The 21599-nt window shown below is 54.6% G+C and carries 20 protein-coding genes; 7 read left to right on the forward strand and 13 right to left on the reverse strand.

What is annotated here, in order from left to right; genetic code table 11:
• Nucleotides 1-378: 378 nt before the first annotated feature.
• Nucleotides 379-1365: a zinc-dependent alcohol dehydrogenase family protein gene (locus WH277_RS25735; protein ID WP_339507328.1), complete on the reverse strand. Its 987-nt coding sequence runs from the start codon at nucleotides 1363-1365 to the stop codon at nucleotides 379-381.
• Between the two features lie 37 nt (nucleotides 1366-1402).
• Between WH277_RS25735 and WH277_RS25740 the strand changes: the two genes are divergently transcribed.
• From WH277_RS25740 to WH277_RS25750, 3 genes are read left to right on the forward strand one after another with little or no spacing between them, the layout of a single operon-like run.
• The gene (locus WH277_RS25740; RefSeq protein WP_339507329.1) at nucleotides 1403-1843 is read left to right on the forward strand and encodes an acyl-CoA thioesterase; all 441 of its coding nucleotides are present in this window, start codon (nucleotides 1403-1405) and stop codon (nucleotides 1841-1843) included.
• 5 nt (nucleotides 1844-1848) lie between these two features.
• A complete protein-coding gene (locus WH277_RS25745; RefSeq protein WP_339507330.1) occupies nucleotides 1849-3360 on the forward strand; it encodes an AMP-binding protein in 1512 nt (503 codons plus the stop codon).
• Entirely contained in the window at nucleotides 3323-4528 is a 1206-nt protein-coding gene (locus WH277_RS25750) for a thiolase family protein (protein ID WP_133842253.1), read from the forward strand. Before WH277_RS25745 ends, WH277_RS25750 begins: the two co-directional genes overlap by 38 nt.
• A 2-nt stretch (nucleotides 4529-4530) precedes the next feature.
• On the opposite strand, the gene WH277_RS25755 is transcribed toward WH277_RS25750, so the two are convergent.
• Complete coding sequence (locus tag WH277_RS25755; protein WP_167863212.1) at nucleotides 4531-5313, reverse strand: enoyl-CoA hydratase/isomerase family protein; 783 nt, start codon at nucleotides 5311-5313, stop codon at nucleotides 4531-4533.
• Nucleotides 5310-6251, reverse strand: coding sequence for a LysR family transcriptional regulator (locus WH277_RS25760; RefSeq protein ID WP_339507331.1), 942 nt, complete (start codon nucleotides 6249-6251; stop codon nucleotides 5310-5312). The genes WH277_RS25755 and WH277_RS25760 overlap by 4 nt, the downstream gene beginning before the upstream one ends.
• Nucleotides 6252-6352: 101 nt before the next feature.
• Between WH277_RS25760 and WH277_RS25765 the strand changes: the two genes are divergently transcribed.
• From WH277_RS25765 to acnB, 3 genes are all read left to right on the forward strand, one after another.
• Complete coding sequence (locus WH277_RS25765) at nucleotides 6353-7357, forward strand: aldo/keto reductase (protein WP_339507350.1); 1005 nt, start codon at nucleotides 6353-6355, stop codon at nucleotides 7355-7357.
• Nucleotides 7358-8537: 1180 nt separating this feature from the next.
• Nucleotides 8538-8750: a transcription antiterminator/RNA stability regulator CspE gene (cspE, locus tag WH277_RS25770; protein WP_133842250.1), complete on the forward strand. Its 213-nt coding sequence runs from the start codon at nucleotides 8538-8540 to the stop codon at nucleotides 8748-8750.
• Nucleotides 8751-9234: 484 nt separating this feature from the next.
• Complete coding sequence (gene acnB, locus WH277_RS25775; RefSeq protein ID WP_133842249.1) at nucleotides 9235-11832, forward strand: bifunctional aconitate hydratase 2/2-methylisocitrate dehydratase; 2598 nt, start codon at nucleotides 9235-9237, stop codon at nucleotides 11830-11832.
• A gap of 51 nt (nucleotides 11833-11883) precedes the next feature.
• Here acnB and WH277_RS25780 read toward each other — a convergent pair whose 3' ends face one another.
• Both WH277_RS25780 and WH277_RS25785 read right to left on the reverse strand, forming a co-directional pair.
• Entirely contained in the window at nucleotides 11884-12156 is a 273-nt protein-coding gene (locus tag WH277_RS25780) for a helix-turn-helix domain-containing protein (RefSeq protein ID WP_159336903.1), read from the reverse strand.
• Nucleotides 12153-12485: a type II toxin-antitoxin system RelE/ParE family toxin gene (locus tag WH277_RS25785; RefSeq protein ID WP_159336904.1), complete on the reverse strand. Its 333-nt coding sequence runs from the start codon at nucleotides 12483-12485 to the stop codon at nucleotides 12153-12155. The genes WH277_RS25780 and WH277_RS25785 overlap by 4 nt, the downstream gene beginning before the upstream one ends.
• Before the next feature lie 305 nt (nucleotides 12486-12790).
• Here WH277_RS25785 and yacL point away from each other — a divergent pair, with 305 nt between their 5' ends.
• Entirely contained in the window at nucleotides 12791-13153 is a 363-nt protein-coding gene (yacL, locus tag WH277_RS25790) for a protein YacL (protein WP_133842246.1), read from the forward strand.
• A 61-nt stretch (nucleotides 13154-13214) separates the two neighbouring features.
• Here the strand turns inward: yacL and WH277_RS25795 are convergent, their stop codons facing one another.
• The 8 genes from WH277_RS25795 to WH277_RS25830 all read right to left on the reverse strand — a co-directional run bounded on the left by WH277_RS25795 (nucleotide 13215) and on the right by WH277_RS25830 (nucleotide 21521).
• A complete protein-coding gene (locus WH277_RS25795; RefSeq protein ID WP_339507332.1) occupies nucleotides 13215-13892 on the reverse strand; it encodes an SDR family NAD(P)-dependent oxidoreductase in 678 nt (225 codons plus the stop codon).
• The gene (locus WH277_RS25800) at nucleotides 13889-14365 is read right to left on the reverse strand and encodes a YhcH/YjgK/YiaL family protein (RefSeq protein ID WP_133842244.1); all 477 of its coding nucleotides are present in this window, start codon (nucleotides 14363-14365) and stop codon (nucleotides 13889-13891) included. Before WH277_RS25800 ends, WH277_RS25795 begins: the two co-directional genes overlap by 4 nt.
• Nucleotides 14362-15543 carry a sialidase family protein gene (locus tag WH277_RS25805; RefSeq protein ID WP_339507333.1) on the reverse strand — a complete coding sequence of 394 codons (1182 nt, stop codon included), beginning with the start codon at nucleotides 15541-15543 and terminating at the stop codon, nucleotides 14362-14364. The genes WH277_RS25800 and WH277_RS25805 overlap by 4 nt, the downstream gene beginning before the upstream one ends.
• 1 nt (nucleotide 15544) lies before the next feature.
• Nucleotides 15545-16960, reverse strand: a complete 1416-nt coding sequence (locus WH277_RS25810; protein WP_133842242.1) for a sodium:solute symporter family protein — start codon at nucleotides 16958-16960, stop codon at nucleotides 15545-15547.
• Between the two features lie 130 nt (nucleotides 16961-17090).
• Nucleotides 17091-18410, reverse strand: coding sequence for an MFS transporter (locus WH277_RS25815; protein ID WP_133842241.1), 1320 nt, complete (start codon nucleotides 18408-18410; stop codon nucleotides 17091-17093).
• 59 nt (nucleotides 18411-18469) lie between these two features.
• Nucleotides 18470-19420, reverse strand: a complete 951-nt coding sequence (locus WH277_RS25820) for a phosphoglycerate dehydrogenase (RefSeq protein WP_133842240.1) — start codon at nucleotides 19418-19420, stop codon at nucleotides 18470-18472.
• A gap of 54 nt (nucleotides 19421-19474) precedes the next feature.
• Nucleotides 19475-20359 (reverse strand): dihydrodipicolinate synthase family protein, encoded by an 885-nt coding sequence (locus tag WH277_RS25825; RefSeq protein WP_159336948.1) that lies wholly within the window; start codon nucleotides 20357-20359, stop codon nucleotides 19475-19477.
• Nucleotides 20360-20372: 13 nt separating this feature from the next.
• A complete protein-coding gene (locus WH277_RS25830; protein ID WP_167863210.1) occupies nucleotides 20373-21521 on the reverse strand; it encodes an iron-containing alcohol dehydrogenase in 1149 nt (382 codons plus the stop codon).
• Between the last annotated feature and the right edge of the window lie 78 nt (nucleotides 21522-21599).

A 21599-nucleotide genomic window follows, 5' to 3' on the forward strand; every position in this document is an offset into this window, starting at 1 on the left:
GGGCATGCCCGCCCCCTACGGGGATCTGCGTGGGGGCTTATCTGACATTGTAAACGGGGCAGGCATGCCCGACCCCTTACGGGAATCTGCGTGGGGGCTTATCTGACATTGTAAACGGGTCGGGCATGCCCGACCCCTACGGGGATCTGCGTGGGGGCTTATCTGACATTGTAAACGGGGCGGGCATGCCCGACCCCTTACGGGAATCTGCGTGGGGGCTTATCTGACGTTGTAAACGGGTCGGGCATGCCCGACCCCTTACGGTGATCTGCGTGGGGGCTTATCTGACGTTGTAAACGGGGCGGGCATGCCCGCCCCCTACGGGGATCTGCGTAGGGGCGAGGCAAGCCTCGCCCGGGTTTTTTCCCGGAATAATGGTTACATCCGCAATAAAATCTTCCCTTTCAACTCCCCTGACTGCACGGCTTTGACCGCCTGGTCGATCTCCTCCAGCGCATATTCGGCGACAATCTCGGTGGCAATCACGCCGTCGCGGATCAGCGCCATCACCTCATTGATTTTGCGTTGAACCCGCGTCTTCTCATGGCCGTGCACCCACAGACGCAGATGGAAATTAGAGAAGCGAATATCCGGGCGGCTGCGCCAGAAGGTCGCCGGGATCGGCTGACCAGACAGCAGGCCATAGTGAATAAACTGCCCACCCGGCGTCAGTGCCTGGGCCAGCGCCAGAGACTCTTCACCACCGATGCAGTCGAAAATAGTCGCTACGCCGCCGCGTTGTGCTAACGCGGCCAGCGCCTGTGGATAATCTTGTGCGCTGCTGTTCAGCACCTGCTCTGTGGCATACCCGCCGAAGATGTCGAGGTTCTCTGCTTTACGCACAATTGCAATCGGCTTCAGCCCCAGATGATTGGCGATGCGGATCAGCATTTTACCGATGGCCGAGTTCGCCGCATTGATGATAATGCGCATCCCCGGGGTGAAATGCATTTCCTCGGTCAGCATCAGCAGCGCGGTCATTGGATTGACGTAGCTGGTCGCCGCCTGCTGGTCAGTCACGAAGTCTGGCAGCGTAAAACACCACTGCGGATCGCTGTCCTTATAATGCTGCCAGGCTCCCATGCTGCCAACGGGTAACACACGCTGGCCAACAGGCAACCCGGCCTCATTACTCTGGCTTATTCTGCCCATTCCCTCGAAGCCCGGCACAAAGGGCAGGGCGATACGTGAACGATAGGCACCAGAAATAGTAATAATATCAGAGGGGTTGATGGTGGCGAAGGTCATTTTCACCCGCACCTGGCCTGCGGTTAACTCTGTGAGTGGACTCTGTTCAAGCTGCATCACCTCACCGATTTTGCCGAACTCCCGGACGACTGCTCTGGTGAATAAAGTCTCTTTCATGGTATATTTTCTTCAGTGTTGTCCGGTTGACAGGTTAATGTTTTTTATGCAGGAACAGTATAATAGCGAAACATTTCGCGTATCAATGCGCGATATAGATTTAAACGGTCACGTGCATAATTCTGTTTATTTAGACTATTGTGAAGATGCCGTGGTTAATGCGTTTCGCCGCGCTGATATTCTGCCTTTATTTCGACCACACACTGCGGGTGTGGCCTACCACGTGAAAAAATGCGAAGCCACTTTCTCTCATCCGCTGTCGGTGGATGATGTGGTGTTACCTCAGGTGTTGATTGAGAAAATCGGTAACAGCAGTTTAATTTTCACCATCCGTTTAATGCTCGATGATAAAACCACGCTGTGCGCCGAAGGCAAATTCATCTGGGTCTGTGTGAATCCAACGGATAATAAGCCGTGCCCGATCCCGGATGAAGCCCGTCAGGCGCTCACCCGGCACTTTCCGTTTGTCGGGGCCTGATCGTCATGCCGGTTCACGACAGAGTTAAGCAGCATGCAGAAAACCATCCCGACCTGACCGCCGTTGATATTGAAGGTTACACGCTGAGCTGGCAGCAGCTGTGGCAGCGTGCGCAGGTGCTGTACCAGCAGCTGTGCAGGATACCTTCCACTAGTGAAAACCGCACTGTAGCAATAGCCATCGGTAACGATATTACCTTCCCCGTTGCCTGGCTGGCGGCCACTGCGCAGCCTTTTACGGCGGCGATTATCGATCCTCAGGTGCCAGTTGAACAACGCCACGATATGCTGCAACGGCTGGCGCCGGATCTGTTGCTGCTGAAAGCAGAGGATCGGGCGCTGATCGCACAGGCCGAGCAGCTGGCGATCCGCTGGCTGGCCGTCGATAGCGAAACCGCACCATGTGTTCTGCCAGAAGATCCCGCATTTACCGCCGGTATGCAGGCCGACACGCCGTTTCTGATCAACTTTACCTCCGGCACCACCAGTCTGCCGAAAGCCTTTATCCGATCGCGACGATCCTGGCGCTGTAGTTTTGAAAACGGTGAAGCGCTCTTTGGATTAAAACATGCCCCCTCAACGCTGTTTCCCGGTCCCCTCTCTCACGGTATTGGTCTTTACTGCCTGAATGAAACGCTGTACGCCGGAGGGACCTTTTACAGCCCCGGGCAGTGGCAGCCTGCGGCGGCGCTGGCATTGATTGCGCAGCGACAGATCGAACGGTTGGTGGTCGTTCCCACGATGATCGCCGGGTTTGCCCGTGTGGCAAAAGGCAGCGCATATCCCAGCCTCCAGCGCCTGTTAAGCGCGGGTGCCAAGCTGGAGCTGAATCACTACCGTCAGGCGCGGACACTGTTTCCCGCCGCGCGAATGCAGGAATATTACGGCGCCTCAGAGCTGGGCTTTATTGCCGTTTCCACCCTGGAGGATGCCGATATCAGCGCATCGCTGGCAACGGTCGGCCAGGCGTTTCCCGGCGTGGAGATTAGCATCCGTAATGATCAGGGTGAGGTTCTTCCCGCGAACCAGCCGGGCACCATTTATATTACCAGCGAACAAATTATCGACCGTTATTTGTGGGGCGATGACGGCAGCGCCTTTGTAAAAGATCAGTCAACGGCGACCGTGGCTGATATCGGTTATCTCGATGATGATGATCGCCTGCATGTCATTGGCCGTCGGGGAAATATGATCCTCAGCGGTGGCAATAATATTTATCTCTCTGAAATAGAGTCAGCGATTAAATCATTGCCGGGAATTATTGAAGCCGTAGTGATTGCGGTTGATGATGATTATCTGGGTAAGAAAATGGTCGCTATTGTTGAGGGCGCACCAGAAGAACTGACACAGTTATCACAACGTTGTCGCTCACTGCTGGCGAAATATAAAATTCCGCGCCAGTTTTATCATATTACACACTGGCCACTGACGCCGAGCGGTAAAATAAAACGCACCGAGCTGGAAAAAAGGATCGCACAACATGGCAGCAGCAAAGAGCTTACTGAATTACCAGCCTGAGGATGACTGGCAGCCAGTGATCGTCGCTGCACGACGTACTCCGGTTGGCAGAGCTTATGGCATCTTTGACGGTGTGCCAATGGCCGAGCTGCTGACACCGCTGTTTGAGCAGATCATGGCGACCCTGCCAGCGGGGTTTACCGCGATTGATGAAGTGATTATCGGTAATGCGACGGGCGGCGGCGGCAATATTGCCCGGCTGGCAGCGCTGACGGCGGGCTTGCCGCTCTCTGTTCCTGCCGTCACGGTGGATCGCCAGTGTGGTTCCGGGCTGGAAGCGGTGATTAATGCCTGCCGTCTGGTGCAGGCCAGAGCAGGGGAGTGTTATCTGGCGGGCGGCGTTGAAAGTGTCAGTACTGCACCGTGGCGCGTGGAAAAACCCGCATCGCTGAAACAGATGCCGCGTTTCTACGGGCGAGCACAGTTTTCACCGGATGATATCGGTGACCCGGAGATGGGCATGGCGGCCGAGAATGTGGCGCGCCAGTGTGGCATCAGCCGGGAGCGTCAGGATCAGTTTGCCCTGCGCAGCCATCAGCGTGCGCTGGCGGCACAGCAGCAGGGGGCATTTCGGCAAGAGATTGTCCCGGTTAGCGTCAGGGGGCGTCTGGTGGAGAACGATGAGTGTCCGCGTGCCGACACCTCGCTGGCTAAGCTCTCGGCATTGTCGCCGGTGTTTGCCGCTGACGGAACAGTAACGGCGGGCAACTGTTGCCCGCTGAATGATGGCGCATCGTTGCTTCTGGTGATGAGCCGCCGCAGGGCACGTGCCAGTGGTTTTACCGAAGGACTGCTGTTTGCGGATGCCTGCAGCGCAGGCGTCGATCCCAATCTTCTGGGCCTCGGGCCGGTGCCCGCCACGCAGAAACTGCTGGCGCGCCAGCCGGGTCTGACGCTGGATCAGGTCAACGTCATTGAGTTTAACGAAGCTTTTGCTGCCCAGGTTCTGGGGTCTGTTGATGCTTTGCATATTGATGAGATGCGGATTAACCGCCAGGGCGGCGCTATTGCTCTGGGGCATCCTTATGGCGCATCAGGTGCGATAATGGTAACGCGTCTGTTCAGCCAGCTTCTGGGCCAGCCGCACAGTGGCGGCTTTGGTCTGGCGATGTTGGGCATCGCCGGAGGGCTGGGATTAAGTGCGTTATTTAAAGCCGTGCGGCTTTAAACCTATTTTCCGCGCCACTGCGGAGCGCGCTTTTCGCTGAAGGCGAGCAGACTTTCCTGATAATCCAGGCTCGCCTGGAGCTGCTGCAATTCTGCAGCGCTGATTTGACAAAGATCCTGGGCGTGGGCTGCTTTCAGCAGGGCGTTACAGGCTTGAACGGCCAGCGGTGCGTTGCGGTTAAGGCTGGCAGCCAGCGTCAGTGTATTTTCCAAAAGGTCTTCCGCTGTGGTCACCTGGTAAAACAGGCCCAGCGCCAGCGCACGCTGAGCGTCCATGGGCTCACCAATAAGCAGCATCTCTCGTGCAACGCTCGCAGGCAGCCGTGTTGCCAGTTGGCCGATGGCCCCGCCAAGCGGCAGCAGGCCATGCTTCACTTCGGGTAGCGCAATTTTCACCTGCTCAGCGGCAATAATAAAATCACATTCCAGCGCCAGTTCCAGTCCACCACCAAAGGCATGACCATTCAGTGCCGCTATCCAGATTTTGCGCCGTGGCAGATGTTGCAACGGGTTAAACCCACCGTGCGAATTGATCAGGCCTTTGCCACCGTCGGTAAAGGCCTCCTGTAGATCGGCCCCACCGCAAAACACGGTTCCGCTGCCAGTAAGGATAACGGTGCGGATATCGGCCTGCTGTTCGCACCAGTTCAGGCACTGTTCCAGCTCGCTGATCATGACGGCATTATAGGCATTACGCGCGGCGGGGCGGTGGAGCGTCAGGCGCGCAACGTGTGGGATGGGGCGGTCGCAGCGGACCAGTTGCGTATTCGGTTGTTCGCTATTCATCGTGGCTCAGCGTGATTCAGCAAGGAATTTGAGTGTATCACGCCGCGATTGGCCTGTTGTACCCACTCAATAAAGCAGCGCATCGCGGCGGAGTGGTATTTACGGCTGGGGTAATAGAGCCAGAAACTTTCAGCTGGCGCCACATAGTCAGTCAGCAGCTCCACCAGTTCCCCGCTTGCCAGCGCGCTTTCACTCAGGTTGCGCAGCACAAAGGCGATGCCGGCCCCGGCTTGTGCGGCCTTAATCATCATCTGATCGTTATCCAGTGTCAGATTGCCGTTGACCGCAATCTCCTTCAATTTGCTCTGCACCTGGAACTCCCATTTATATTGCATTCCGCTGGGAAAACGCCGCTGGATACAGGGATAGTCTGGCAGTTCATCCGGATGCTGCGGCGCACCGTGATGGGCAACAAACGCCGGGCTGGCAATCACTGCGCCAGTGACGGGCATGCCGAAGGGGATCGCCACCATATCCTGCGGAATGACGTTGCCAAAACGTACACCGGCATCAAAACCCTCTTCCACAATGTTCACAAAGCCATCGCTGGTGGCTATCTCCAGGGCAATGTCGGGGTACTGCTGGCGGAACGGCAGCAATACAGGGTGCAGAGCAAGGGCTTCCGCATTGCGCGGCATATTGAGACGCAGTGTGCCTCGTGGATCGGCACGCCAGGTGTTCAACTCATCCACCGCACTGGACAAATCGACCAGTGCCGGTTCAATACGCGACACAAAAGCACGACCCGCCTCAGTTAACGATACGCTGCGCGTGGTGCGGTTCAGGAGCCGCAAACCGATACGCTGCTCCAGATTTGTGAGGGTATGACTCAACGTCGAAGGTGTGACATTACGCTCCTCCGCCGCCTTGCGGAAATTGAGATGGCGGGCGATGGCAGCGAAAATCTCTAATTCCTGTAGCGTAGTGCGATTTTTCATATTGATGATTATTTTTCATTAAAGCGCTTAATTAGCGTCAATTGTTGATTTTAACCGGGGAAAGTATAACGACATTGTCGCTAATCAACGGGATAAAAATGATGAAACAAAGAACATTAGGCAGTGAACATTTTCACGTTTCCGCTCTCGGTCTGGGATGCATGGGAATGAGTTTTGCCTACGGGCAGCCGGGCGATGAACAGCAGATGATCAAAACGCTGCATCGCGCCTTCGATCTGGGCATAGATTTCCTTGATACTGCGGAAGTTTACGGGCCGTTCACCAACGAGTCTCTGATTGGAAAAACACTGAAAGGCCACGCGGGTAAAGTAAAGGTCGCTACCAAATTTGGTTTTCATATCACGAATGAGGGGGAAGGCTGGGAACGTATTAAAGGCGTGAACAGCCAGCCTGAAAATATTCGTGCCTCGGTAGAGGCATCCTTACAGCGTCTGGGGGTAGAAGTGATTGACCTCTACTATCAACACCGCCTCGACCCGAGCGTAGCAGTGGAGGACGTGGTGGGAACAATGGCCGACCTGGTACGTGAGGGGAAAGTTCTGCACCTGGGTTTGTCAGAAATTTCCAGCGAAACATTACAGCGTGCACATGCGGTGCATCCCATTACCGCCGTGCAGAGTGAGTATTCGTTGTGGTCACGTGAGCCTGAACACTGCTTGCTCTCAACCTGTCGTCAACTTGGCATCGGTTTTGTCCCTTACAGTCCATTGGGCCGAGGTTTCCTTTCAGGAAAGCTTCCCGTGTTGGCAGCCGATGATTTCCGTCATTATCTGCCGCGTTTCCAGAAAGAGGCGCTGGCCCACAATCTTTTGTTAGTCGAGCAGCTAAAAGACGTGGCTTACGGCTATAGCTGTAGCGCGGCGCAGATGGCGCTGGCCTGGGTACTGGCGAAAGGTGAGAACATTGTGCCTGTTCCAGGTGCCAGCAAAATTCCCCATCTGGAAGATAACTGCCGTGCCGTCGATATCCGTCTGGCAGAGGATGACCTGGCACTGCTCGATCGTTTGTTTGCGGCGGAGAATATTATCGGTGAACGCTATACGGCACAGGAGCTTACGCTGGTGGAAAGCGATTTACCCCGCTAAGCATTATCATGTCGATAATGTCACCCGTGGGCGCAGCGTTTGCTGTTTGGCAATCCTGAAGGGCCACGCGTTGACTGAAGCATGTGCATGTTAAAAATAAATGCAGGAAAAAGTTGAACGTAGCCTAAATTATTTTCGAGTAATGGCTTTCTTGGCATGGATATTGATTTTTACCTTGTTTTTTTGCCCATTTATAATGATTTCTACCCGGTTTGGCGGACAGCTGGCGTTTATATCACCAGATTTTCTCCCTGCCTGACAATTGAGGTGATAAACACTGATAATAATCACATGGCATTAAAAACAGTATTGACTCTTGTTTTTAAAGCAGTAGATTAGAACTCACAGCACGGGAATATTACCGGGTTGTGTCAGATAAAGTTTAATGTTTATTTTGCGATGAAGGTCACGAAGTATTTTTGTATGGGAGAGTCGTTGTGAGTTTAGTTATTGTTATCCACTCGCTTCGATGATGCTTAAGGCCACGCAGTCAGTTGCGAAATCGCAGGGTGGGAACGTAAGCGCGATGACATAAGGCTATGTTTTACCGATATAAGCGAGTCCGAATGTTGTGATGTGTGTTAATAAGTCACAATGGAAGTCAAGCCACGTATCAAAGAGTCTACGTCGCGTTGGGTGTGTACTTGTTTAACCGGCCATGTCTTTCGACAGGCATGATGATGTTAACTGTCATTTATGGAGGTAAGCTAGAATCTTAGTCACTTATACTATCCGTAATAAACACGTACATTTGACGAAGTACTAATAGAAGTCATTACTCGTTAAGTTCATTAATGTTAAAGTTTGAGTTAGCAGTACCTTAAAAGCCCTGGCAATCTCTGTCAGGGCTTTTATCATTTAAGCCTGGTGACATTTTCATGAGCTCACCCACATGAGCACTTATCCTTCAGTACAACCCGCTGACCAGACGTGAACCATAAAGTTCAAAAAATATAAGTGAAATGAATCCTTGCTTGTTGAGTCTTATCCGGTCTACTATGCCTCATCGGTTTGGAATACAGACCTTATGAAAGCAGTTTTAGTAAAGCAGTCCTCAGTACAAGTGTTATCAAAGATATCCCTTCATCGAGAGCCTCCTCCTAAGTGCCCATAAGTTTAAATCTGATGAACAGGCCATGTTCGCCATGTTAAGTGGCTCAAAAATTGAAAGGAAATATCTATGTCTAACAAAATGACTGGTTTAGTAAAATGGTTTAACGCTGATAAAGGCTTCGGTTTCATCACTCCAGCAGACGGCAGCAAAGATGTATTCGTACATTTCTCTGCTATCCAGAGCAGCGATTTCAAAACCTTAGATGAAGGCCAGAAAGTTGAGTTCTCTATCGAGAACGGCGCTAAAGGTCCATCAGCTGTAAACGTTATCGCTCTGTAATTTGCGATAATCTCGCTAACACCGACGACAGCGATGAGGGCATTAGCCTGAGCAGTGATGTGTTAGTGATAAAAAAGCCGCCAAGTGCGGCTTTTTTTGTTTTTCTCCCCGCAAAAAATATCCCCTGTGTGCCCCTCTCCATAAGTCATCGAACCGCTGTTTAAAATAAGCTGCATTTATTTCCACAGGTAGTAGCGGGAGATTGCTGTGCGGCAGGAATGCGGTTTTTTAGTCGCAAGTGAAGAACATCCAATATGGTCATGTTAAAAAAGCAGCTAAAAACGCTGGAAAAAGGCTTTTTTGCCCATAAAAACTGTCAGGCTATTGATGTTGCTTTTTTGTAAACGGATTAACACGCAACCGAAATCCTGCTATGCTGGCCCTCGCGGAACCGGGCACCTTACCCTACACATGGATGGTTTTCACTTTGCGGTGAACTCAGGTAGCCCGGGATGCTAAATACAATGAGAGCGAGGAGAACGTCGTGCTAGAAGAATACCGTAAGCACGTTGCCGAGCGTGCTGCCCAGGGGATTGTTCCAAAACCGTTAGATGCTTCCCAAATGGCCGCGCTGGTTGAACTGCTAAAAGCCCCTCCAGCGGGTGAAGAAGAATTTCTGTCCGATCTGTTAATCAATCGAGTGCCGCCGGGCGTTGACGAAGCGGCGTATGTCAAAGCGGGTTTCCTGGCTGCTGTCGCGAAAGGCGAAACAACTTCTCCTCTGGTTACTCCTGAACTGGCAGTCAAACTGCTGGGCACCATGCAGGGCGGTTATAACATCCATGCGCTGATTGACGCGCTTGACGATGAAAAGCTGGCACCGATTGCCGCTGAAGCGCTGTCCCACACGCTGCTGATGTTCGACAATTTCTACGATGTCGAAGAAAAATCTAAAGCAGGCAACCCACACGCGAAAAAGATTATTCAGTCGTGGGCTGATGCTGAATGGTTCCTGAAACGCCCTAAACTTGCAGAAAAAATCACCGTAACCGTGTTCAAAGTGACCGGCGAAACCAATACCGACGACCTCTCTCCGGCGCCGGATGCATGGTCTCGCCCGGATATTCCACTGCACGCGCTGGCGATGTTGAAAAACGCCCGTGAAGGCATCGAACCCGACGATGCTGGTAACGTAGGCCCGATCAAACAGATCGAAGCATTACAGGCTAAAGGCTTCCCACTGACCTACGTTGGTGATGTGGTCGGTACAGGTTCTTCGCGTAAATCCGCTACCAACTCGGTGCTGTGGTTTATGGGCGACGATATTCCTTACGTGCCGAACAAGAAGGGCGGTGGCGTCTGCCTCGGCGGTAAAATCGCACCTATCTTCTTTAACACGATGGAAGATGCAGGCGCACTGCCAATTGAAGTCGATGTTGACCGTCTGAATATGGGCGATGTTATCGACATCTATCCGTATAAAGGTGAAGTCCGCAATCACGACACCAACGAAGTTCTGGCTAACTTTGAACTGAAAACCAACGTACTGTTGGATGAAGTTCGTGCTGGTGGCCGTATTCCACTGATCATCGGCCGTGGCCTGACCACCAAAGCCCGCGAATCTCTGAATCTGCCGCACAGTGATGTGTTCGAGCAGGCGAAAGATGTGGCAGCCAGTACCCGTGGCTTCTCACTGGCGCAGAAAATGGTCGGCCGTGCATGCGGCGTTGACGGTGTGCGCCCTGGTGCCTACTGCGAACCGAAAATGACCTCGGTTGGCTCGCAGGACACCACCGGTCCAATGACCCGCGATGAACTGAAAGACCTCGCCTGCCTCGGTTTCTCTGCAGACCTGGTGATGCAGTCCTTCTGCCATACCGCGGCTTATCCGAAGCCGGTCGATGTGACCACGCACCATACGCTGCCTGACTTCATTATGAACCGTGGCGGCGTGTCGCTGCGTCCGGGTGATGGGGTAATCCACAGCTGGCTGAACCGTATGCTACTGCCGGATACCGTAGGTACAGGCGGTGACTCACATACTCGCTTCCCAATTGGTATTTCCTTCCCGGCGGGTTCAGGTCTGGTGGCCTTTGCTGCTGCGACCGGCGTTATGCCACTGGATATGCCAGAGTCCGTGCTGGTGCGTTTCAAAGGTGAAATGCAGCCGGGTATCACTTTGCGCGATCTGGTGCATGCGATCCCACTGTATGCGATTAAAGCTGGCCTGTTGACCGTTGAGAAGAAAGGGAAGAAAAACATCTTCTCAGGTCGCGTGCTGGAAATCGAAGGCCTGCCGAAACTGAAAGTTGAGCAGGCATTCGAACTGACGGATGCTTCAGCAGAGCGCTCCGCAGCCGGCTGTACCATCAAGCTGGATAAAGAGCCGATCATCGAATATCTCAGCTCGAATATCGTGCTGCTGAAATGGATGATCTCTGAAGGTTACGGCGATCGTCGTACGCTTGAACGTCGTGTTCAGGGCATGGAAAAATGGCTGGCCGACCCGCAGTTGCTGGAAGGCGATGCGGATGCGGAATACGCTGCGGTGATCGACATCGATCTGGCAGATATTAAAGAGCCGATTCTGTGTGCCCCGAATGACCCGGATGATGCCCGTCTGCTGTCTGATGTGCAGGGCACAAAAATCGATGAAGTCTTTATCGGTTCCTGCATGACCAACATCGGCCACTTCCGTGCGGCTGGGAAACTGCTGGATGCGCATAAAGGCCAGCTGCCTACGCGTCTTTGGGTGGCTCCGCCAACCAAGATGGATGCGGCACAACTGACCGAGGAAGGCTACTACAGCGTATTCGGTAAGAGCGGCGCGCGCATTGAGATCCCGGGCTGTTCACTGTGCATGGGTAACCAGGCACGTGTGGCAGATGGCGCAACGGTGGTATCGACCTCCACGCGTAACTTCCCGAACCGTCTGGGAACGGGTGCAAATGTGTACCTGGCGTCTGCTGAGCTCTCCGCAGTCGCTTCTCTGCTGGGTAAACTGCCAACGCCGGAAGAGTATCTGACGTTTATGGGCCAGGTGGATAAAACCGCTGTGGACACCTATCGTTATCTGAACTTCGACCAGTTGAGTCAGTACACCGACAAAGCCGACGGCGTGATTTTCCAGACTGCGGTTTAATCTTCAGTTAGCGCTAAGAAACCGGGCCATGTGCCCGGTTTTTTTATGTGCTCAGTGGATGGCTGCGATCTCGAATTTCACCTGATAGCCGGCTTTGGCAAGCAGTGTGACGAGTTTATCCAGACTGAAAAGATGAAACTTTCCACTACGAATTTCGGAAATACGTGAGACGGTGACGCCGAGCAGTACGGCGGCCTCTTTGAGCGGCATGCCGTCAATTTTTTCCTGCAACGCCATCAGTAATTGTGAGCGTGCTTTGAGCTGTTCGGCCTCTTTCGGGGTGTCGGCAAGGGCATCCCAGACACTGTCGAAACGCTGGATCATGAGCTGAACTCCTGTATCAGTTGCTGATAACGCTGGCGGACCAGTGCCACATCCTGCGGGCTGGTCTTGAGCGTTTTCTTATGGAAAGCATGCAGTACATAGATAGCATCGCGGAGCTTTGACACGTAGACCACGCGAAATGTCCCGCTGTCACCATCATGTATTCGCAATTCCCACACCCCACTGGCAACAGCAGCCAGTGATTTAAAATCTGCGGGTGTCGCACCCGCCTGTAGCTGAGCGAGTTGATAACCCGCATCATGCATCACATTCCTGGGAAAGCGTTTAAGGTCGCTCAACGAGCTACCAAGAAAACAGATCTTTTTCATTCGATTCTTCCCTGTTGATGAATTTACGGAATTACGTAATTTTAAGCAACTGTTTTTCCGTGATTACGTAATTTTATGTTGCTGGTGAACGGGTATTACCGTTGTGCCGGGCAGAACATGCCATGGGGGAAAGCGGACAGGCCAGTATTTTCACTGTTCCGTTATCAATATTGGAAAGCGCTACGTAAAACCTCCTGCTTTTCCCGCGCCGGGCTGCGATAATGCGCGCCAAAGCTCAGTATTGTCGCGGCAGACGCGCAAAATGTGGTTGAGCCTGTGAGCAGGCTGGCCGGGAGGAAAGCGCGATGGAATATGAATTTTTAAGAGATATCACCGGTGGTGTGAAGGTTCGCATGACGATGGGCCATGAAGCCGTCGGTCACTGGTTTAATGATGAAGTGAATGAAGACCTCACCCTGCTGGATGAGGTCGAAGCCGCTGCCGAAGACGTCAAAGGCAGCGTGCGTCAGTGGCAGCGCGTGGGCAAAGAGTACACGCTGTTACTGGATGAAGAAGAAGTGATGATCCGTTCAAACCAGCTCAACTTTGAAGGCGATGAGATGGAAGAGGGGATGAATTACTACGATGAAGAGAGTCTGTCATTCTGCGGAGTGGAAGACTTTCTGGCCGTGATTGCCGCCTACCGGGAATTTTTACAGGGGCGTTAACGTTTACGCCGAAGCCCCGCAGGAACCGGGCATGCCCGGCCCTTGCCAATACATGCCTGTTTTATAACGATGCTCCACCGCACATCACCAGCTCCTGCCCGGTAATGGCGGCGGCGGCAGGTGACAGCAGATAGCCCACCAGTTCGGCAACTTCCTGCGGCTGAATAAAGCGGCCGATGGGTGGCAGTTTTGGCGGCGAACCTTCGCGTCCGGGGCTGTTCAACATCGGTGTCTGTGTGGCGCCAGGCGCAACGATATTGGCCGTCAGCCCACGAGGTGCCAGTTCTGCTGCCCAACTGCGAACCATACCTATCATGGCCGATTTGGTGGCGACATACTGACTACGGCCTGCTGCCCCGCGTGACGTGCGGCTGCCCAGTAGCACGATGCGCCCACCGCTGCGCATATGCGGCACAAAGGTATTGGCCAGCGTTTCCGCCACGGCAATATGCAGCTGCCACAGTTGCTGGCTGGCCGTGACATCCAGCTCCCCCAGCAATGCCGCTTTCATCATCCCGGCCGCGTGAACAATGGCCTGCGGTGTCTCCATCCCGGCAAGTACCCGGGCCAGCGCGGCATTGTCGAACAGGTCCACGCTGACAGACCGAAACTGCGGGTTATCATGTTCAATGTGGCTGCGGCTTAATCCTGTCACCTGCCAGCCCTTTGCTAACAGATGATCAACAATCGCCGCCCCAATGCCTGAACTGGCGCCGGTCACCAGCGCATGACGGCTCATAGTGTGCCCTCCAGCATTCCCACCGGGATCTTAAAAACGGCCTTGCGGACCATCATCGGTTGCCCGATGGCGCACAGTGCCTGATGCGCTTCGCCTGGTGCAAACGTTACAAAGTCGCCGGGACGCAGATGGACCTGCTGCGTCAGCTGTGGATCGGCGACGATATACAGATCCGCTTTACGTTCTTCACCGCCGGCCGGGCGTGCATCGGTCAGTCCGTAGCGGATAACCTCCTCGCCCGTCAGCACGATCTGAATATCGAGATATTCCCGGTGAAACTCGGTATGGCGTGTGACCGCTGGTGCACTCTGCTGTGAGCCGATATGACAGAACCAGGCGGCCCCCTCCGGCTGCCATCGCCCATCGGGCAGCGCACTCAATGCCGCCACGCTGTGCGCGGGCTGCGCCAGCAGTTGAAACAGCGATGCAGGCAGGGTAGCCAGCGTCAGATGGTTGAGGTTACCGGCGATCATCGGCGATCTCCTGTCACCCATTCCTCTTCCACACGCACATATTTAATCGCCTGGCGGAAATAGGTGTAGGCAATATGCAGTTCCCCGTTCAGCCCCTGCTTAATACTGGGGTAGGAGAACTCACGGTTCAGCTTCTGCTGCGAATTATTCGTCATACAGTAGCCGTCACCTTCATCCAGATTACGCCGGAACGGCCAGCTTTTTCCGCCATCACGTGAAATCGCCAGCGTCATGGGGGCTCGTGGTGCTCCCCAGAAGGCGGTTTTACCGCTGTGGATCACCGGTTCGGCGGCGACCGCCACGTCATCCTCTTCATCTTCAATTTCGTCATACAGTGAGGTGCGGCGTTCGCTGGCCCCTTCGGCACTCATGGCGTTAAACACCAACGCCAGGTCACCGTTCGCCAGCGTGGTCACCTGAATCGACGAGTTATTGTTTGGCAGTTCGGTGGCCTGTGGGGCGGACCAGCTTTGCCCGCCGTCGTCGGACCGGCTTTGATAGATATGATCTGCCCAGCGGCTACGATACAGCGCCAGCAGCGAGCCATCTTTCAGCAGCGTAATATTCATATGGACGCAGCCGGTGCTGTCCGGCACGGCCACATCGTGCCAGCTTTTGCCTTTATCCCGCGAGATTTTCACCGCGCTGTCGTCATTATTGCCCACCCATTTTTCACCCGGTTGGGTACGGCAGTAGAACACCGGCAGCAGCCAGTCGCCGTTAGCCAGCACGACTACTGGCTGACGGATAAAGGTGCCGGGCTGGTCGAGCAGCGTGGCAATCGGTCCCCAGCTCTGGCCGAAGTCCATTGACTGGCGGTAGCGCACAATTGCCGTATCCTGATTGCCGGACTTTTGCGCGGTGTACAGCAGCCACAGCACGTTGTCCGGGGCGAGGAACAGTACCGGGTTCTGCTCCGAGCGGGTCGGGTCGTCCGAGAGTTTTACCGCGTCGGACCAGCGCTCGCTCCCTTTCTCCAGGCGTGAGCACCAGACAGAAATATCGGCGATCCCTTCCTGAGTACCGCCAAACCATACGCACAGCACATCGCCATCCGGCAGCGGCAGCAGGTTAGCCGCATGATTTTGCGGGCAGGATGAGGGCAGCATCGCCTGCTGCCTGTCACCCTCGGTAGCGATAATGCCGTTACGTTCTACGGTGAGCGTTTCCAGTGTCATATCAGGCTCCACTTTTTTGAATTTGGTGTGCGGTTTTTTTCTGGCTGTCCCGCGATGGGATCATGCGATCAATCACCATCACCAGCGCCGGAACAATCAGGGCGATGTACATGTTATTGATGCCGAACGGATCGCCCATGACAAACCAGACCGAGGTCACGACGCAGGAACCAATCAGCCCCCAGTTTGCGCCGCGCGCACTTTTAAACATCGGCAGGTAGAAGGCGATAATCGCCACCACGGAAATCGACAGACGGATAGCACGGGTGAAGAATGATAGTTTCAACACTTCCGGCACCAGCAACACAAAAATCAGCGGGGCAAAGCCGATGGCCAGCGACAGCCAGCGCGTCATTTTGAACTCACGCTCTGGCGTTGGGTTACGCATCGGCACATAGAAGTCCTTCACAATCAGCGATGCAATCGCCAGCGCTACCGTACTGACGCTGACGAAGATCGAGGCCACCAGCGATGTCGTGACCACACCCGCCAGCCACGGGCTCATATCCTGTAAAAACACGGGCAGGGCATACAGACTGTTGATGTCCGGATGCAGGAATTTGGCCGCCACGCCAATCACCGCAATCGCCAGGCCAATCGGCAGACAGAAGAAGAAGGCCACCCAGGTGGCACGGCGCGCAGAGGCCGGGCTTTTGGTGGAGGAGATCGCCTGGATCACGAACTGGGTACAGAAGATCGAACCGATAGTTCCGATCAGCCACGCCATAATCGTACTGGCACCAACGTGACCATCCCAGGTCCAGTAGAACGATGGCATTTTCTCAACCATGGGCGTAATCCCGCCGGTCATCTTCAGTGCCACGCCTAGAATAATCAGAATACCGATGTACTTCAGGCCACTGTGCAGCATCGTGACCCAGGCCATCCCCTTCATACCGCCAAAGGCAAAGTAGAAGGTGCTGACAATGGCGGTAATAAAGGCCGCCACCGGCAGGTTCACTTTCAGCACGGTTGAGATCGCCGCCGCACCGCTGACGTAGTTACCCACGTTCACCAGCAGCAGGGCGTAGATCATAATCAGCGAGATAATGCATTTGGTGGTGTTGCCGTACTTCTCGGCAATGGCACCAGAAATAGTAATTTTTCCGGTGTTATAGATGCGTTTTACCAGCAGCAGACCGAAAATCGGGAAGCCAATGGCGGCACCAATCACCGACCAGGAGGCCGCGAAGCCATCTTCGAACGCCGCCTGTGCGGTACCAATGGTGGATTTGGCACCGATATATTCGGACATCAGCAGGATGCCGACGATAAACGCGGGCATGGCGCGTGCGCCTTCCATATGTTCACCGGAGGTTTTACTGCGCAGTCGCCAGGTCAGCCAACTGGTAAACAGGATGTACACCAGCACCATCCCGACGATGATCAGCGTACCTTGCGTGGTAAATTCTTTCATAACAACCTCTTAAGTTGTAGGAAGCGCGCTGGCCTTCAGGCTCTTGTGACGCTTCAGTAGGGTACAAAGGCAAAAGAGAGCGATGCACACCTCACAGGAAGGTGTGCCTGTATTGCTGTTCGTGTCTGATTTAGCCGTGACTGGCTGAAGTTTGAGAAAGAGCAGGTTGATCCTCATCGATGATGGGTTCGACCTTACCCAGCAGGAACAGGTAGTTCAGGATCCCCAACACCACCAACGCGGCTGAGAACACCAGTGCATAAGTAAAGGATCCTGTCGCGGCGACGATGGCACCGGTGATAATCGGGCCGACCGCGCCGCCCATATTGGAGACGGTGTTTTGTAGCCCGGCGACCATCGACACACTATTTTTTGGTGCCACATCGCCCGGCAGTGCCCAAACTTGAGACGCCGCTACCGTGGTGCCTGATTTGGCAACGCACAGCAGGAACACGGTCATAAAGACGGAATCTGTGAAAGGCGCGAATCCGATGCACAGTGCCATCAGCAGGCCAATCGTCAGGAACAGTTTGCGGGTGGCGGTCAGCGACAGCACTTTTTTATGGACCATACGATCGGATGCCCAGCCCGCGATCACTTCGATCACCATGCCACACAGCAACGGCAGAGCGGCAACCATCCCCATCTTGATGAAATCCATGCCTTTATCTTTCACCAGGTAGGTCGGTAGCCAGGTGATAAAGAAATAGGAGGTGTAGTTAATGGTGAAAAAGCCCAGGCACATCGCCCAGATATTGCGGTAGCGCAGTAGCTTGTACCACTTCATCGGCAACACGTTTTTATCGCCATGCTTCTGAGCCTGACCATCACGGATCAAACTGACTTCTGCCTTGCTGATTTTCGGATGATCTTCCGGGTTTTCGGCGTAAATCAGATACCATGCGATCACCCACAGAAGGCCGACGCTACCGATGATCAGGAAGGTCATGCGCCAGTCGACCATATAGATCATCCAGACGATCAGCGGCATCGCCACGGCACCGCCAAATTTCGAGGCACTGTCAAACAAGCCAGAGACGGTGGCGCGCTCTTTATCCGGGAACCAGCGCGCGGTGATCCCGGCATTGCTTGGATACGCCGCCGCTTCACCCACGCCGAGCGCCAGGCGTAATGCCAGCAGGGATTTAAACCCGGTGGCCAGGCCCATCATTGAGGTGGCAATAGACCACCAGGCAACGGCAATCCCCAGCCCTTTTTTCTGGCCGTAGCGATCGGCAAACCAACCCGCCGGGATCTGCAACAGCGAATAGGACCAGAAGAAGGCCGCCATAATAAAGCCCATCATTTCCGGATTCAGGCTAAGTTCATCGATCAGGTGCGGAGCCGCCGCTGACAGCACGGTGCGGTCAATGTAGTTAATGGCAATTGCCAGCCACATCAACCCGGCGATCCACCAGCGAATTCTGGTGCTGCTTGCAACATTATTCATCGTAGTAACCGAGGTCAAAGTTATCGTAGGCTACTGATTTAACAGCAGCGTTGTAATTTTCAGAGCTGATTCATAATATTGACGGGCTTCTGGCGTGCTTTAATGCACTGAATAATTTGCTGCACGCAGCGTTCACCCATCGCGCCAATGGCACCGTCGGTATAGCCGGCAATGTGCGACGTCGGCAGGAAATTATTCAGGGTAAAGAGGGGGTGGGCTTCCAGCGGCTCATGCTCAAAGACATCGGCTGCCGCACCGGCAATCACGTTATCGGCCAGCGCCTGATAGAGGTCGGCTTCATTAATAACGCCACCGCGTGACACGTTCACGAGGAAGGCGGATTTTTTCATACGCTTCATGCGGACAGCATCAAACAGATTGTGGGTTTCGGCCGTCAGTGGCGTGTGCAGGGTGATGAAGTCACTCTCCTGCGTCAGATGGTCCATGCTGACGAATTGAATGTCATGGTCGGCGGCAAATTGCTGGTCAGGATAGAAATCAAATGCCAGCACGCGCATATTGAAACCGCGTGCCCGCAGTGCCACCTGCTTACCAATATTGCCCAGCCCCACTATGCCAAGGGTTTTGCCGTACATATCGGTGGCAAAAATACGTGGCCACTGCCCGGAGCGGGTGTCGTTGATGGCCTGATTCAGCTGCCGGGCGCTGTTGAGCATCAAGGCAAAGGCAAAGTCAGCCACCGCATGTTTATTGGCATCCGGTACGTTGGTGACATAGATGCCGCGTTCGCGGGTAGCATTCAGGTCGATATTGTCGACGCCCACGCCGTGCTTGCAGACGATCGCCAGTTTTGGTGCGCACGCCAGTAGTGCCTGATTCACGTCCGTAAAGGCAACGATCATCGCCACGGTATCGGCCAGATGTGGCTCCAGTGCACTGAGCGGTGCATCCGCAGGCAGGCTGATCAGTTCGAAGCCCTGTTCACGCAATGTGGTGATAGGCTGGGCATCATATTTAGCAAAAGACGGTGAAGTACAAATCACTTTCATGACAGGGATCCCCGGTGTCAGAGCAGGCGGCATCGCAGTGCCGCTGCCGGAAAATTATTGAAGATACTGGTTAACGATCTGGCGAATTTTTTGCTCTTCTTCCGCGCTAAACTGCACCGCGTAGCGGCTGTCACCCACGTCAAAGCCCATCAGTGCCACGGCTTTTTTCACCGCTGCGGGTGAGAAGGCCACGGCATACAGGTCGGTACGCAGTCCGGTGACGTTCTCCTGGGCTTTGCGTGAGGCCGCGATATCGCCCGCGTGGAAGTGCGACCAGATGGCGTTGATCTCTTGCGGTGCAACGTTAGCCAGACCGGAAATACACGCCGAGCAGCCGTCCACGAATCCTTGATGGATCAACGAGTCCGGACCGTTCAGCACGTTAAAGTGATCAATACCTTCGGCTGCTTTCAGGAAGCCGCTCAGGCTCTCATAGCTGCCTGCGCTGTCTTTGATGCCGATAATGTTGGGGTGGGCAGCCAGCTGGCGAACGGTTTCCGGCTGTAAGGTATTGCCGGTACGCGCCGGGATGTTGTAGAGAAACACCGGCACCGTCAGTGCATCGGCCACGGCGGTGTAGTGGGCGATCAGCTCTGACTGTTTGAGTGGAACAAAGTACGGAGTGATCACCGACACGGCATCCACACCCAGCGCGGCAACCTGTTTACCGAGGCGAATGGTTTCACGTGTGGATATCTCGCCGACGTGGGCCACCACATTGGCTTTTCCGGCCACTTCGTCGACGCAGGTGGCCGTCACAGCCAGCTTTTCCTGTTCGTTTAATACGAAGAACTCACCGTTGGTGCCGCCGCAGAAAATACCGTTTCCGGCCGCCAGCTGGCGCTGCACCTGACGGCGCATGGCTGCTTCAGCATAGGCGCCGTCATGATCGAAAGGTGTGACGATGGCGGTCAGTACGCCCTGAATAGTTTTGCTCATCATAATCTCTCTGTTAGTGATTCAGTGCCGGAAACAGCGTCAGGTACACGTTACGCACGTCGTTTGCGCTCACCGGTGCCGGGACATTTTTCATCAGGCGCTGCACATCGAGTGCCGCTTCCACTAAATAAGGCAGGTGTTCTGAGGTGATCCCCAGCTCGTCGAGGCTGGCAGGCAGCTTCAGTCGCTGGACCAGGGCCGCGAAGTAATCCACCAGTGCGTGAGACTTCTCCTCCGCGTTGAGCTGCGGGTTAGCCTCTGGCAACAGATCGTAGACTTCGGCGAATTTGCTTACCGCCGCCGGGCGCACAAAGCGCATGCAGGGAGCGAGCAGAATGGCGTTCGCCACGCCGTGCGGCAGGTGATATTTGCCTCCCAGCGGGTAGGACATGGCGTGCACCAGATGAGTCCCGGCATGGGCGATGGCCGCCCCGCCGTAATAAGACGCCCACAGCATATTCAGTCGGGCTTCCAGGTTACCGGGTTCAGCCACGGTGGTTTCCAGGCTGGCAAACAGCTTCTTCATCCCGATCAGCGCGTAGTTGTCACTCACCGGGTTTGAAACCGTCGCGGTAAAGCACTCAATCAGGTGGCAGAGCGCATCAATCCCGGTTGAAGATGCAATATGTGCCGGCATGCTGGTGGTCAGTTCCGGGGCCAGAATCACATAGTCCGGCAGCATCACTGGGGAAATAATGCCGACTTTCGTCTCTTTCTCCGGGATGGCCAGAATGGCGTTTGGCGTGGCTTCTGACCCCGTACCTGCAGTGGTCGGGATCAGCAACGAGGAGGTGCGTCTCTGAGGTTTCTCTCCGGCCAGCAGGGCCTCTAGCGTAGGTGCATTCTCAACGCACAGCACCGACAGCAGTTTTGCCACGTCCAGCACGCTGCCACCGCCTACGCCAATCACCAGATCCACATCGCGCGAGGCCAGGCCGGCGAGGATCTCTGCTACATCATGCTGGCTCGGCTCGGGTGGCACGTTGCTGACGGTATGTAAGGTTGAGACCTGACGGCGTACCTGCTCCGTCAGCGTCTGCACTGCCGGGATCGCCGCAATATTCTTATCGGTGACCAGCAACACACGCTGCTTACCTTTTAACAGGTAGCCAATGTCATTGAGTGTCTGGTAGCCCGCGATCACGGTACTGTTTATGTTCATGCCTGATTTCTCCTCATCACGCCGCTTTCAGTTACGGGTGATTGTATTTCGTCATTTGTAAGGGCTTTCCGACTTTGA

Source organism: Erwinia sp. MYb416, assembly GCF_037479575.1.
Classification (GTDB): Bacteria; Pseudomonadota; Gammaproteobacteria; order Enterobacterales; family Enterobacteriaceae; genus Erwinia; species Erwinia rhapontici.